Source organism: Clostridium sp. C8-1-8, from assembly GCF_009928445.1.
GTDB lineage: Bacteria > Bacillota > Clostridia > Clostridiales > Clostridiaceae > Clostridium_AR.
Genome location: NZ_JAABNO010000007.1, coordinates 13,798 through 28,222 on the forward strand (window position 1 = coordinate 13,798; position 14,425 = coordinate 28,222).

Annotated in this window: 14 protein-coding genes; 12 read left to right on the forward strand and 2 right to left on the reverse strand. The window is 27.4% G+C overall.

The window, feature by feature from the left end:
• Positions 1-6: 6 nt before the first annotated feature.
• The 7 genes from GXK57_RS09125 (at position 7) to GXK57_RS09155 (ending at position 4,804) form a co-directional block, all read left to right on the forward strand.
• Complete coding sequence (locus GXK57_RS09125; RefSeq protein WP_160674721.1) at positions 7-552, forward strand: hypothetical protein; 546 nt, start codon at positions 7-9, stop codon at positions 550-552.
• 109 nt (positions 553-661) lie between these two features.
• Entirely contained in the window at positions 662-2,089 is a 1,428-nt protein-coding gene (locus tag GXK57_RS09130) for a hypothetical protein (RefSeq protein ID WP_160674724.1), read from the forward strand.
• 538 nt (positions 2,090-2,627) lie between these two features.
• Complete coding sequence (locus GXK57_RS09135) at positions 2,628-2,939, forward strand: hypothetical protein (RefSeq protein ID WP_160674728.1); 312 nt, start codon at positions 2,628-2,630, stop codon at positions 2,937-2,939.
• A 75-nt stretch (positions 2,940-3,014) separates the two neighbouring features.
• Positions 3,015-3,257, forward strand: coding sequence for a hypothetical protein (locus GXK57_RS09140; protein ID WP_160674731.1), 243 nt, complete (start codon positions 3,015-3,017; stop codon positions 3,255-3,257).
• A gap of 63 nt (positions 3,258-3,320) precedes the next feature.
• On the forward strand, positions 3,321-3,797 hold the full coding sequence (locus GXK57_RS09145; protein ID WP_160674734.1) for a DUF2716 domain-containing protein: 477 nt from the start codon (positions 3,321-3,323) through the stop codon (positions 3,795-3,797).
• A 106-nt stretch (positions 3,798-3,903) separates the two neighbouring features.
• Entirely contained in the window at positions 3,904-4,386 is a 483-nt protein-coding gene (locus tag GXK57_RS09150; protein ID WP_160674737.1) for a hypothetical protein, read from the forward strand.
• Positions 4,387-4,525: 139 nt separating this feature from the next.
• Positions 4,526-4,804 (forward strand): hypothetical protein, encoded by a 279-nt coding sequence (locus GXK57_RS09155; protein ID WP_160674740.1) that lies wholly within the window; start codon positions 4,526-4,528, stop codon positions 4,802-4,804.
• A 106-nt stretch (positions 4,805-4,910) separates the two neighbouring features.
• Here the strand turns inward: GXK57_RS09155 and GXK57_RS09160 are convergent, their stop codons facing one another.
• Both GXK57_RS09160 and GXK57_RS09165 read right to left on the reverse strand, forming a co-directional pair.
• Complete coding sequence (locus tag GXK57_RS09160) at positions 4,911-5,099, reverse strand: hypothetical protein (RefSeq protein WP_160674743.1); 189 nt, start codon at positions 5,097-5,099, stop codon at positions 4,911-4,913.
• Between the two features lie 412 nt (positions 5,100-5,511).
• Positions 5,512-5,892 carry a hypothetical protein gene (locus GXK57_RS09165; RefSeq protein ID WP_160674746.1) on the reverse strand — a complete coding sequence of 127 codons (381 nt, stop codon included), beginning with the start codon at positions 5,890-5,892 and terminating at the stop codon, positions 5,512-5,514.
• Positions 5,893-6,131: 239 nt separating this feature from the next.
• On the opposite strand from GXK57_RS09165, the gene GXK57_RS09170 reads away from it, so the two are divergent.
• The 5 genes from GXK57_RS09170 (at position 6,132) to GXK57_RS09190 (ending at position 14,084) form a co-directional block, all read left to right on the forward strand.
• Complete coding sequence (locus tag GXK57_RS09170) at positions 6,132-7,601, forward strand: competence protein CoiA family protein (protein ID WP_160674749.1); 1,470 nt, start codon at positions 6,132-6,134, stop codon at positions 7,599-7,601.
• Positions 7,602-7,637: 36 nt separating this feature from the next.
• On the forward strand, positions 7,638-7,805 hold the full coding sequence (locus GXK57_RS09175) for a hypothetical protein (RefSeq protein ID WP_160674752.1): 168 nt from the start codon (positions 7,638-7,640) through the stop codon (positions 7,803-7,805).
• A gap of 1,088 nt (positions 7,806-8,893) precedes the next feature.
• The gene (locus GXK57_RS09180; protein ID WP_160674755.1) at positions 8,894-10,264 is read left to right on the forward strand and encodes a hypothetical protein; all 1,371 of its coding nucleotides are present in this window, start codon (positions 8,894-8,896) and stop codon (positions 10,262-10,264) included.
• Positions 10,265-12,259: a hypothetical protein gene (locus GXK57_RS09185; protein ID WP_160674758.1), complete on the forward strand. Its 1,995-nt coding sequence runs from the start codon at positions 10,265-10,267 to the stop codon at positions 12,257-12,259.
• Positions 12,249-14,084 (forward strand): hypothetical protein, encoded by a 1,836-nt coding sequence (locus tag GXK57_RS09190; protein WP_160674761.1) that lies wholly within the window; start codon positions 12,249-12,251, stop codon positions 14,082-14,084. The genes GXK57_RS09185 and GXK57_RS09190 overlap by 11 nt, the downstream gene beginning before the upstream one ends.
• The last annotated feature ends 341 nt before the right edge of the window (positions 14,085-14,425 follow it).

Here is a 14,425-nt window from a genome sequence, read left to right on the forward strand (position 1 = left end):
GATTGCATGATATACAGAGTAGAAGGTAAAGTTCATTTATGGGGATGGATAGATTTTAAAAGTAGCATAAATGCTCGAATCATAGATTATAAAACAGAAGGTAATTACATACGATGGATAGAGTTTCAGACAAATATTAGTGATGATTCATTGAATAAAATTCTTGAAGAATATGGACTTAAAATTGTCACTGAAAGTAAGGTTAAAGAAACTCCTACTAATGACACTAAAAATGAGCCTATGATGTTTTATAAAATGGATAAAAACAAACAGGATATACTTGTAAAATGGATCAATACAAATTTTGCTAAGATAAAGACCATAAATAAAGATAAGACAAGCCTTGAATTAAAAGACTTTTTTAAGGAATTTCCTATTACTAACGGTGAATTTAAAGGGGCTATGGTAGAGAAGTGTGGCTTTCAGTACGACTCCAATGACGGGATAAACTGGTATTTTAATATATCAAAGAAATCATCAGCATTTCTATCTAATAATAAGAACTATTATTTTGGCTACACAAAAGAAAAGTCTCAATGGTCAAAAGACTAGTTCTAATAGTGAATACTTTTTCATTTTATTATTAACATAATATTTTTTTCTATTGAGTTATCAAGTTTACCAATACAAGTTTTGAAAAGTTTTTATGGGGGGGAGTTATATGAAATCAATACTTATTGGAAATGGAGTTAATATACAATTTGGTGGTAAAGCATATACAAGTGACTTTATTATGAAAAGGATTAAGTATAAAGCCAAGTTAGGATGTTACGACATTCTATTTAATGGTACTCTTAGTAAAGAGGGGATTATTGGAATTCTTAATGCTTTTGTTGAAATTACAAATGATATCTTAGAGAATAAATATGATGACTGTGTAAGTGATGATGGGCTATTGGCTACTCTTGATGATTTTAAACGTAGGTATAAAAAAATAAATGCATCACATGAGTTAATGCTTGAAGATTGGTTCTTTGTTTTACATATATTTTTCTTAAAAAACAGTGATTTATCAAACAATCTTATGGCTTCAAAGCAAGGATTTGAAAGGCTAATCTTAGATGGAATTTATAATGAATCAAAATTACAAGAAATATATAACGATATACCTAAAAGAGCGAAGAAATTTTTTTCTGATTTTGATAATATTTTTACTTTGAATTATGATAATAATTTAGAAAATTTGACAGGGAAAAATGTATATCATCTGCATGGTGATTTCTCGGTTTTATCAAACAGTGAAAATCCTGAAAATGTTTGGGGGTTTATTAGACAGAAAAGGAATAGTAGAGTAGTTATAGAAGGTATGGAACATTGTTTTTGTAATGCTCTATTAGATTATAGTGGATATGAAAAATTAAATGTGGCTAATACTAACCACAATCTTATAGAATACTCAGAAAAATTCAAATGCCTATATGATAATGATGATGAAGAGTTTAAAACGTACTTATTAAGCATTAAAGATATAAGACCTGATGAATATCAAATGATTATGACTAAAATAAATCATCCCAACCTCAAGATGGCAACAGAATATTATTTTCATGAGTTTGAGAATATAAAAGATGAACTTCATATTATTGGCATGTCTCCAAATAATGATGGTCATATCTTTGAGTACATCAATAAAAATAGAAATTTAAGTAAAGTTTATTTTTATTATTATTCAGATTCCGAAAGGAAGTATATAAATGAACTACTTCCAAAAGATTTGTATATACCTATGAATGTGAATGATTTGTGGCAATCCCTAAATTGTGTTAAGAAAAAGTATAATGTAAAATATAACATACCTGCTAAAATAGATGATTTCATAAAGTGTTTTAATGAGTTATCAGGTGATACTGTTTCAAAAGATAATATTTTATGGGAAGTAAGTTGTATCCCAAGTTTTGAGGCTGTGCGACTTTGTAAACTTGTAAAAGAAGATTTGAGGAAGAGAAATCCAGAAAATAAATCAACTAGCGAAGAGGAGTTTAAAATAACATCTGCAAGTGTTAGTTATATTGCTTTATCAGAAGGAGTTTTACCATCTACATTATATATGCTATATGTCATTTTTTGTGATGTAATTAAAGATATATAGTCAAACTAAAAAATTAAGAGTTAATAAAATAAAATGAAATCATATGTTATTTAAGGTGGGATAGAATGGATTTGGCAGAAAATCAGAGAGTAATGTTACAAAAAAATTTGGAATATCTTAAAAGATAAATTTATTAGATTTGCTGGTAAAACAAGAAGTAAGGATATATCAGTAGTTGAAGGAATAAAAAGCATCAGTCATGAGACTTTTAAGTTGTTTCAATATAACACAACAGAAGAGGCAACTATTGCAAATGAATTTATACAATTTGCAGCAAATACTATAATTACTACTAAATCTTTAGAACGAACATTAGTTGAGGTTAAAAAAATATATAAACTTTCATAAAAGAAATATAATTGATTTAAAGAAATATTTTTTGATTGCAAGTTTTTTATATTTATTATTTACTTGACTTTATATTTTTAACATAGGCTTTGTTAAAGAATATTGTTAAAAATTATATAATTTCTATAGAGTTATCTCACACATGTAAAATATTACGAATGTAAATTTATTTTTAGATGGGGTATTTGTTATGGATATAATATTTAGTAATTTCAAAAATTGGATTAATAGCAAAAAAGAATTATGGAAAGAACAGGGCTTGATTATGGATGAAATTATTGAACCTGCTCATGCTCACCAAATCCATATTAATTTACATTCAAATGATGGTTTTGGACATATCGGGTTGTTTGAGAGTAACAATATTTATTGGGTAGAATTTGAGGCTGCTGCAAGAAAATTCAAGGACTTTTATAGGTATTTTGAATTTGAAATATTACCATGTTTTGATAATGTTGAACAAGAATATATAAGGTTTATGACACTCAGGGAAGATAAATAACATATTAGTTTATTTTCAATATTTATAATACACTTAGTGCAAGATAGAGCGAAAGGATTAGAGTGGAGGCATTCTATGAAGATAAAAGAGTTAGAGCAAAGACTAATTATTGAAGGTATACCAAAGAACTCGTATTGCATATATGGTGGATTTCCTTGGGAAGCATATTGTCTAAATGAATATTATGGTACTTGGGAAGTTTATTATAGCGAAAAAGGTAATAAGACAGGATTAAAACTATTTAAAAATGAAGATGAAGCCTGTGAATATTTTTATAACAAACTTATATCAGATTTGAAGATTATGGGAATAATTTGATTCCGAATTTTCATGTTGTTCATTAAGGAAAAAATGCGTAGTATATTTATTTGGGGTGATTTTGTGGATAACTGGATAAAACTTAATGGTATTGAATATAACGGAATATGGGATAGATTCTATGAGATCTTTAATTTCAACCCAAGCATTTATAAAAGAAATTGGCCAAGTTTTAAAGAACCTTCACCATTTATAACATATGATATTAGTAACAATTATGATGATAGCGTACTTGATGAATGGTATGAAATTTCATTAAAAGTTATGAAGGAATGTACTGGCGAAGAAGAGTTCATTTATGCTTTAGATTGGCAACATGAATCATATCTATTTAATCCACATCTTGATAAGCCAATTGGAAGATGGACTATTGAACCATTTCCAGATGGAGATTACTATATATTTCTTCCAAAGGATTTTAGATGGGGAATACTCACTCACCCATGGGAAGAAACAATTTGCATTTTTGGAAAGGATCTGTTAGATAGTTTTTTGAAGTATAATCCTAAAATGATCCAAACTGTAAAAAGACATGGATAATTAAATAATTATATGTTGCAATATTATTTATTAACAGAACCTTATAAAAAAAATTAGTTCCGATAGCAAACTAATATACATAAATAAGGTACAAGGATGTGAAAATATGTTATCCCTAAAAGATGAAGCCGAGATATATAGAATCGGATTAGTTACAGGCTTATTTACGAAAGATGATGTTATCAGTTGGGCTGATAAGATTATTGAAATACAAGAAAGTATTGAATATGAAATTATTGAAATTTCATTACTTCAAAGGTCTAATAAAGCAGATATTGCTCTAAAACTTTCAGAGTTTAAAGGCGTGACAGACAAGCACAAGATTATTAATACATTTCTTGGTTTATGTTCATATTTTTATAATAATAAAAAATTCACTGCGGATGATATGTGTACTATTTTATACCGTTTAGTTTCAACAAAAGTTGATATATCCATATGTTCTGATATAGAGCAAAAGATTCATTATCTATCAGATGGTTATTATTTAGCCTCTGAAGGGATATATGGGGACTTGGAAAACATTTGTAGTGACTTAAATGGATTTTTAGAACAATACCTTATATACGCAAAAGAGTTTAGTTTTTGATGAACAATTTTCTTTTAATATTAATCAAACCAATATATGATTTAGAGAATAACAGTTAAATAAATAATGTGAAGTAAAAATTATTTGTATAACATACAGATAAATAGTAATTTGTTTAATATAGAGGGGATGAAGCATAATGATGCAAACATTAGATTTCTTAGCAACTGTTTGGAAGTCAAATAGTATAAGAGAAGAATTATTAAATAACCTTCAATGTGAGAAAAAAGAATTTATTGATATTGGAATACATCGCTTAAAGTTTGATTTTAGGCACCAGATCATATATATAACCTGTAATGATATTGATTACATTTTTATGTCTAAAATGATTCCTTTGAAAATGTCATTTGAAACACTGATAAATTTAATTAATAAGGATTTTGATAATAAGAATAATAAATGGGATGTATTGTAAGTAAAAGATAATTTCCAATTTGTAGTTGAATTATTTTACATTATTCATTTATAACGAAAAAAAGAGATCATAGTTGACCTCTTTTTATAATGTTATAAAATCAACACTATTCATTAACAGAGCGTTTAAATAAAGCAATTAATTTATTTGTTTTCATCTTTAACTTAGAGTAGTTATCTTTTCTTATATCTAAAGGAGGAAGTTTTGACCCTCTATGAGATACATCATTATCTGTATTAATGGCATGATTTATCTTTTCAATAGTAATTATACCAATATTATCTATTTCATCCATAAGTAATCACCTCCATGCATTTCTTACGTATAAATTATTAATATTCGTTTTCAGTTCTGCAATTAATGCAGCACTTATATTCAAAACTATGATAATGCTTACTACATATACTTGAAAGTATCGATCTGTTTTTATCCCACATATAGGAACATTTTTTGCAGAAAGTAACTGTATCTATACAGGAGATATATCTCTTATGTTCTTCTATACCCTTTAAGACAGCATAATTTCAAATTTCTTCAGTGTTCTTTTTCCAAATATTAATTCTTAATTCCTTATTTTTACGGATTAATATTCTAAATTCGATATCTTTATCTGTTCTACAGCCTTTAACGTATAATTTAGTAACTGGATCACTAAAAATATTCTTACACCTATTACAAGTAAAAGATTCTTCTTTTGAGGATTTGAGTTAAATATTTACAGAGCCACATTTAGGACAGGAAGCCCTTGGTTCACCATACCTTTTTATAAACTGGTCAAGTTCTTCATGTGATACTATATTAATAGATGGATTATTTTCAGTTTCTTTGTTAAAGAGGACTGCTATATAATGGTCTATATGTGATTGATATTCCGTAGGATGCCAAGTATGTTGAATAACAAATGGCCCTTCAGTAGTACCACATTGTTCACAGTGATCTTTTATCAATTTATCACGCAATCCTTTCCACTCTTTAGTCATCCAAGGCTTTTGACCGTTAGTAGGGTAAACAAGTTTAGCAGCCTCGTCAGATGTGATTCTGCCATTTATTAATCTATGCTCAATTTCTTCTAATTCTAATATATCCAATAGTGACTTCCCCCCAATAATTCCTATAAAAATATACTATAAATTATATCATAACATTGATAATAACCCTGTAAGTTTTTGTGTTTAACTTCCAATAAGTAATTTAATTACTATGGGATAACGTTCTTATAGGAAGGTTTTAAAAAATATTTATCTGTATATATGTCGGAATAAATACTTTTCTGTTCAATTTAAAAACAATATAATACATACAAGAAGTAAGTATTAAGGAGTATATAATGGCTAGTGAATTAACATTTGGAATACATAACGGTAATCTAATTCATATCTCAGAAGCAAAGAATGGAGATGCTTGTAATTGCATATGTCCTCACTGTAAAAGCCAATTAAGTGCTAGGCAGGGGAAGGTAAATAGTTGGTGCTTTGCTCATAAGAATAAAGAAGAATGTGCTTATGGTCAAGAAACAGCATTGCATCAATTCGCAAAAGAGATACTAGTAAAGCATTTAAAGATAAAAGTACCATCTCCTTTACCAAAGAAATACAAGGATACTTACATATCATTTGACAAAGTGGAACTTGAGAAGAGGTTAGGGGATATAATACCTGACGTACTGCTTTATAAGGGGCAGCCACCAAATGAAAAATTATTGCTAGTTGAAATTAAAGTAACTCATGCGGTAGATGATATAAAACTGAAAAAACTGAAAGATACAGGATTATCAGCAATAGAGATTGACTTATCAGATTTTGACTTTGAAAACTTTGATAGGGAATCTATAGAGGATCAAATCATTCATAGTGTTAATAAAAAATGCTGGTTGTACAATAAAATGATTAAAGAAAATGAATCAGATGATAATAATGATGACCTGGGAGATGAAGAATTGCTTGATAATGAGGATTTGGATAATATTGAAGAAACTGAAGATGAAAATGAAACCTCAACTACTACTATTATTAGAAAACCTGCTTATAAAAAAATGGATACATCAGGATTACTAGAAAAATATATATCCATAAAGAAAGGTAAACTAAACCTAAATAAATCTTTTTATAAACACAATGATAAAAATACTATAATATGTTATGTAGGTGATACCAGCAAAATAACACCTGATCCTAGTATCTGTGGATCAGATAAATGTAATGATTGTGAGTTTTTTATTAGTGAGTTTGGGCTTTATGAGTTTCTTGATAATACTTGTTATGCTGCTATGAAATGTACTAATCCTAAGATGAATATAGACAGCATAATAGAGGCCCTACAGCATAGATTAGAGAAAGAAGAAAGTGATAAAAAGGAAATAGGATTTATTACAAGTAATACTGTAGTATGGTCTATTGATAAGAAATATAATTATGAAATGATAAAGATAATATATGATTATATTGATAGGTCAGCACCGCCATATTCAAATAATGTTTTGTGTGTTAAAGATGAACATGAGCGGTTTGAGCCTATACCTAGAATATGCAGTCAACAAAGATGTGGCAAATGGTGTAAGAACTTTTTATCAGTAAATCCAGTAATAATACCTTACTTTTTTCATGATACATATGTTTATGTATGTAAATGTACGCTTGAAAATAACACAAAACAGAATAGGAATAAATATTTACAGGATAAGTTAAAAGCACTAAGATATGTTCATTATAGGCAGAAGAAGCAAAGGGAACGGAAAGAACTGCATGAGCAGGGGAGACAATTTAGAGAATATATGAAAAATTATAAAGACAATAAGTAAGATTTATAGGTCTATTCTATGGAGGTAGATATAATCATGGGTTTAGAATTAAAAAAGTCGGAGACTTTTGGATATTTAGCAAAAAAAAGAGATATTGAAATTGCTAAGAAAATGTATGTAGGGGGAATGAACAAAGAAGAGATTATCCATTATACTGAATTGACAGAAGAGGAATTTGAAAATAAGGTTGTAAAAAGGCTATAAAAAGAAAAATAAGGCTTGGTGTTCAAGTCAAGTGGATTGAGTCAAAAGTTGATATATAACTAGAACAAAGCCGTAAATGAAAAATCTGTAAGCACCATAACTTATAGAAAATGCTTACAGATAGACATAGGTACACGCTCAAATATACCTCTATCATCATATCATATTTATTTCTTAATATACAATACATGTTAAAATTCATTTTAATAAAAGTACACTAAAGAAACCGAGATTAAGTTTAATAAAGAAGCAAATAAAAAGATGGGTAAGCCAGGTGATTAAAAAAATTATAAAATCCATTTATTTTCTATTATATTAGAAAGTTTTTAAAAACTATTAAGAAGAATAAATGATTATAAAAAGAAAAGGATGGCAAAACAGAATGCTATCCTTTTCCTTGTTCAGAAAATCTATTATATTTAACACAATACAATAAATATATTAATTCATATACTCTTACATCAAGTTTTTAATTATATAAATTAGCCCTTATAGTTTTTTATCTTACTGTGCATATAATTACATTAGATTTTATAGAAGAGATTTTGTAATTAGAAGTTCAAGTATTTGGATTTATATTAGGTTATGCTAGATATTTCTATTCTATCTCAAGGAAAACCGTTTATCTACTAAAAGTATGCAGTGATCTTATATTTATCTTTTCTATTTTCTAATTAAGGAGAGCGTTTCTAAAATCAACGGCTTCATTTTAGAAATACAAAACATAAAAATATCATAAAAAATATGACTTGATTTAACTATAGCCATGGTTGTGAGAGATTTTGATATATATATTACAGTAAGACACTAGGATAAATGATTCTTAGTGTCTTTAATCGTATAAAGTTTTTTATTATAACAGCATATAATTATGGTAAACGTTATAATAAATCTTTTATATTAGGGGGACATATATGAATATGTATTACCATTATGTTACAATGTATGTATATATTACAATTTTTTAAATCAATTTGAAGGGAGGGATAATAATTGAAAATTTTTATAAAAACATAACAAAACCTATAATATATGATAATGAAAAAATATTTAATTTTAAGTAATAAAAATTATGGGGAGAGGTTAAGTTGAATGAAATTGATTTTTACGTGAGTTTAATTGATGAAAAAGAAGCAAATAGCATACTAAAACTTTGTAATAAAAGTATTATGTCTGATAAATTGGAATTAAAAAAAACTAAAATTAAAACTATTTTTAGAGGGATTGAACAAGTAAAAAAAGGTAAAAAAGTAATGGACAATCCTTTTTGGACTTGTATTTCAAGACATAAATTAGATTTACCATTAAATTTAACAGAAAAAGAATTTATCAATTATTTAAATGAAGAGAAAAATAAAATACCAGATTATAAAAAGTTTGCATATTTGAGGCTTAGGTTTCCAGATAATATACAGGAGTATTTAGAAAGAATAAGTAAAAATATTGAGAATAACAGGTATATGTTCGACTTTGGACTAGACTTTCAAACCGAAAGCGAGGTTGAGGAATATTTTAATAAAGTAACGTATCTAAATAATAAAGAAGAATTAATTTCGGTAGTTGATAAATTCTATGAGATTGCATTAAAGAATAACTTAATTGATGGGAATATAAAGGAATTTGATAATATTAAAAATTGGTCATTATTAGAGTTGTATTCAGAGATTAATAGTTTAAATCCACCTAAAAACCTTGCTGTAGAATATTCTTTTATTAAGTCCCATTCTGATATTAATAAAGATATCTTGAACATATTTGCAGTTGATGTATTAGTTGGACTATTACTTAAATTTTCAACAAATAAATTAGTTGCAGATGAAAGCGAAATAAATAAACATTCAGAGGAAATAAGTGCCATTAAAGAAAATATTAAAAAGGTTGAACAAGAGAAGAAGGAAATAGATAAAGAATATAAAAAGGCTATTAAAGATGCTCAAAAAGATATATCAAATAAAGTAACAGAACTAGAAGTTCTAAGAAATAAAATAAACACTCTTGAAGAAGAATTAAAATCATTAACAGCAGAAAAAGAGAAAGTAAATACCTTAACTAATAAGAATATTGAATTAAAAACTTTATTAAATAACAAAAAAGTAGAATGTGAGCAACTTGAGAAACGCCTTATGGCAGCAGAGGTATATTATGAATATGCATTTGGATTAGATGAAACTAATAATAAAAAAGTATTTGGAATAATACATTCAAATGATATGGATATTAAGATAACAAAAACAATATTTAGTGAGGTGGAATTTATTTCTTCGGATAAGTGGAGGGATAAGGTTAATAACGTAAATAAAATATATATACAGAGACAGGGGATTACAACAAAAAAATTAAATGAAATTAAAAAGTATTGTTTAGAATGTGGTATAGCAAATAAGGTTATTTCTGTAGATAATGAAAAAACACTTATAGAAACAATATCTATTTTGAAACATAATATAGGGGGAGTATAAATGGATTATTCACAAGAGAATAGGGCTAAATTAATGAAATCAAATGATTGTTACATGGTTGGAATATTAGCAGAAAATGAACCATACTATCCACCTTTAGGAGATGAACAAGAGGCAATTACAACTCTTAAAAATAGCAATTATTTAATATTTTATATTAGACCATTAAGTATAGATCCGCAACCTATTACAGAACTAATAGATCCAAATCTATCTAATCCTTTATATATTGGAATAGATAATGATCAAAACAATGTAGTCAAGCCTATGACATATAAATTTACTCAAGATATTAGAGATAAGAAAAGAATATTATATGAAAAATTAAAAGGAAAACTTATATTGTTTAAACCGAAAATAACATTTTCAAAAGAGGATAAACCATATAAGAATTTAGTGATTTTTAATATTGAACCAGATGTGAAAATAGATAAAGATATGGAATTTATACCTATTCCTATTGTAGATATGAGGAATTCAGAGTTTCAACAAAAATTATTAGATGGAAGTAGCATTATTTTGGAGGATTTTAACCATGCAATGTATCCACCTGAATATGTTATATGCAATAATTATCTATATTTTAATTTTCCTGAGTGGACAAAGCACTCCAGTAATCCGAAAGCATGGATTTGTGAAAAGTATTCAGACAAAATAAATCGTATAAAAATAGATACTAGTAATTGTGAAATACGTGGTGGAGATAATGATAAAATTATTTTTATTGATAAACAACTGCTGCATCAGATGGAGAATGAAAGTAAGGTTGAAAAAATTACTGATCCTTTAGAAGAATCAGAATATACTAAAAATGCATCAGGGGAAACACTAAGTGAGGATACTAATAATAGTTTTTCTAATGGTGAATTTGAATTTATTGAGGCTTTTAAAGAAACTACTATTCGCAATAATTTATGTTATTCAATAGAGGATCTAATTAATTTGCATATATGTGCTAAAACAAATCCATTAACTATATTAGCAGGTATGTCTGGCACAGGAAAATCTGAATTAGCAAACTCTTATGCTAAGATGTTAAAAGCATCGGAAAAAGATGGGACATTATTGTTTCTCCCTATAAGTCCTTCATATACTGAACCAGGAGATATATTAGGATTTTTAAATAATACAACAGGATTGTATGTGCCTTCTGAAACAAGATTAGTTGATTTCCTTATTCACGCTCAAAATAATACTAATTTTATGCATTTAGTAATATTTGATGAAATGAACCTATCACAAGTTGAACATTGGTTTGCACCGTTTATTTCCCTTTTAGAGAAAAAACCTGAGGAGAGAAGGTTATACCTTTATAGTCCTGAAGCACATTGTATCAATAGAAAGGCTTATCCAGACTATATAATAATCAATGATAATGTAAAATTCATTGGAACTGTAAATATTGATGAAACAACTAAAGATTTTTCTGATAGACTTCTTGATAGGGCAAACATTATTAACTTGAGAAAAGAAAAATTAGCAAAATTACAAGTTGAAATGAGTGAATTAAGTCTTAAAGGTCAGTCCTATGATAAGTTTGAATGTGATGATGTTACAAAATATCAATCATGGATTGCAAATAATAATTGGATAGAAGCATATTTGCCTGAAGAAATAGAATTCTTAGATGAACTTCATGACTTATTAAATAAATATGACGTTCAAAAGGGTGTTTCATTTAGAATTACTAGAAAAATTGGTGAGTATCTTTTAAATATTCCATCAGATACTAATGGAAATAAACTTTTATCAAAGGAAGTTGCATTTGATATTCAAATCAAGCAGCGACTTATTACAAAGATAAAAGGAACAGAAAAGCAATATGGCAAATTAATTGGAGTAATAAAAGAAAGTATTAATAATGAACCCGTAAATAGTGAACTATTCAAATTCTTTAATTCAGATAAAGCATCTAAAATTAGCACATTTACACTTACAAAAAATGAGATTATAAGAAAAGCAAAAGAACTAGGAGTTTATGGTTATGCAAACTAAGGTAACTTTTTTTGTGTATAATAAGGATAATTATGCAGTAGGAAATCCTCAAAAACTAGTAATTGATGAATTTACTAAAGAAGATTTAGGGGATAGGGTTGCTACATTTTATGAGTATTATAAAATTGTTGTATCCGTTGAGAGTACAGACCCTAATGCTATACTTATAATAGATAGTAGTACATCTGAATTACCAATACAGTTGACTGCAAAGGATAGACCCTTTGTTTTATCGGGATCAGGAGATCATGATATTATGCTAACTCCTGGGTATTATGGAATACAAGTTATTACTTCTGATGGTATATATAATGGATTATACTTAATTAATCCTACTTCAGTATCATGGAATGGTCTTATTAACCTTAGAAATTATTTGGAGAAAATAATGATAGGACTTTCTCAAAATCTCTATATACAAAGAATGACTGGACAAAAGAACATATATGGAGACAATGAGTATTCTTTAAATAAGTTATATTCATATATTATCAGTAACATAGAAACAGTGAGTAGTAATATTGAAAATATAATTAAGAAACCACTTTCAGATATAGACAAGTTATATAGGGAACAACATTATTCAGTGAGACAGGACATGAAAAGTCAAAAGTGGCTAAGTTCAAAAGGAGTAAATAAAAATAAAAATCCATATGTACCAGAAGTCGTTTATGAAAAGCATACGGTTTTAAATAGAGATATCTCTGAAAATCAATGGATAAAAAAAATAATAAACAAAACTATAGAAATATTATGTGATATGGAAAGTAAGTACATTGTCATTCTAAATGAATTTTCTAAAAAGGTTAATTCTAAGGAAACTGTTCTATTAGAAAAAACATCTAAATATAACAGTATTATTAATGATGCCATTGTAAGCAATGAACACAAATATAGCGTTGCTAAAGAACTACAGGTTATGGAAACTGATTTAAATAAACTAAAATCAAATAGGATATTTATTTCAGATATAGTATTAAATTTAGAGAAACTAAAATCAATACTGATACATTATGCAAATGAAACATGGTTTGGAGAGATATTCGATAACTTAGCATTGACCAAAGTTAGTCAAAAGATGTTAAAGGACAATAGGTACTTTGTACTTTATGATTTTTATAATAATATAATATCACTTGAAAATAACGAAAATATAGATAGGAAGCCATACTTCCCAAGTAAAAAGACTTCTAAACTTTTTGAATACTATGCACTTGTAATGGTAATAGGAATATTGGAGGATTGTGGTTTTGAATGGGAAAGTGGTTGGCTAAGAGATATGAAAAATGAGGAAATGTTTAATGGTGAAATTCCAACTAATGAACCCATTATTTTTAGCAAAGACAACATTTTATGCGAGTTGTTTTATGAGAAGGAAGTAAAACAAAACATAGACGTTGCATCCAATAACATAAGTGATTTTGTAAGAATGAGTGCAAGGCATTATAAGCCAGATATTTTAATTAGCCTATTTGATAAGGAAAGTCATGTACTTATAAAGTCGGCAGTAGTTGAAGTAAAATGTGCAATGAGTAAAAACCTGCATAGCAGCAATGGGCCAACAAGAGCGATAGAACAGGCTAAAGATTATTATAGTTTTTGTTATTATGATAAAAATAAGCGTGGAAAAAATAAAACTAAAAGAGGCGTTATAGAAGAAATAATAATCATTTATCCTAAGCAAGAAAAGAAGATAACTTATGACTATGATGATATCAATTTATCTTTTATTCAGGTAGAAGCATTGGAAGATGAAGATATAAACAAACACTACGGCTATAATGAATTAAAGAGAGAACTTAAAGAGTGCTTAGATTTAATTTAATACCAAAACGATTTTAAGAGTTAAAAGACTACTGAAACAAATCGAAAATATTAAACAATCTAAAGAATACAGTAAAATCTTAATACAATCTGTCTTACAAGAAGAATTTAAATAACATGATAATGCAGCAGGGAGGTAATTCTCTGCTGTTTATTTTAAACTTATTTTTATATTACTAATGTCCACTTCAAAAATCATATAAAGTCTCTTTATAAACGTTAATGAATTATGAGTTGCGAAGGGATTAAATATTAAACAAAATATCTATATTGTCTAATCCTTTTGAAAAATATATCCATACTACAAAGCCAAATTACTTGAGACCAGAATTATCGTAATAA

Bases quoted from the DNA above. Each gene is read 5' to 3' on its own strand.
- GXK57_RS09130 (WP_160674724.1), top strand. From the start codon at position 662: ATGAAATCAATACTTATTGGAAATGGAGTTAATATACAATTTGGTGGT.
- GXK57_RS09135 (WP_160674728.1), top strand. From the start codon at position 2,628: ATGGATATAATATTTAGTAATTTCAAAAATTGGATTAATAGCAAAAAA.
- GXK57_RS09185 (WP_160674758.1), top strand. From the start codon at position 10,265: ATGGATTATTCACAAGAGAATAGGGCTAAATTAATGAAATCAAATGAT.
- GXK57_RS09160 (WP_160674743.1), bottom strand. From the start codon at position 5,099: ATGGATGAAATAGATAATATTGGTATAATTACTATTGAAAAGATAAAT.
- GXK57_RS09190 (WP_160674761.1), top strand. From the start codon at position 12,249: ATGCAAACTAAGGTAACTTTTTTTGTGTATAATAAGGATAATTATGCA.
- GXK57_RS09175 (WP_160674752.1), top strand. From the start codon at position 7,638: ATGGGTTTAGAATTAAAAAAGTCGGAGACTTTTGGATATTTAGCAAAA.
- GXK57_RS09170 (WP_160674749.1), top strand. From the start codon at position 6,132: ATGGCTAGTGAATTAACATTTGGAATACATAACGGTAATCTAATTCAT.
- GXK57_RS09125 (WP_160674721.1), top strand. From the start codon at position 7: ATGATATACAGAGTAGAAGGTAAAGTTCATTTATGGGGATGGATAGAT.
- GXK57_RS09140 (WP_160674731.1), top strand. From the start codon at position 3,015: ATGAAGATAAAAGAGTTAGAGCAAAGACTAATTATTGAAGGTATACCA.
- GXK57_RS09150 (WP_160674737.1), top strand. From the start codon at position 3,904: ATGTTATCCCTAAAAGATGAAGCCGAGATATATAGAATCGGATTAGTT.
- GXK57_RS09155 (WP_160674740.1), top strand. From the start codon at position 4,526: ATGATGCAAACATTAGATTTCTTAGCAACTGTTTGGAAGTCAAATAGT.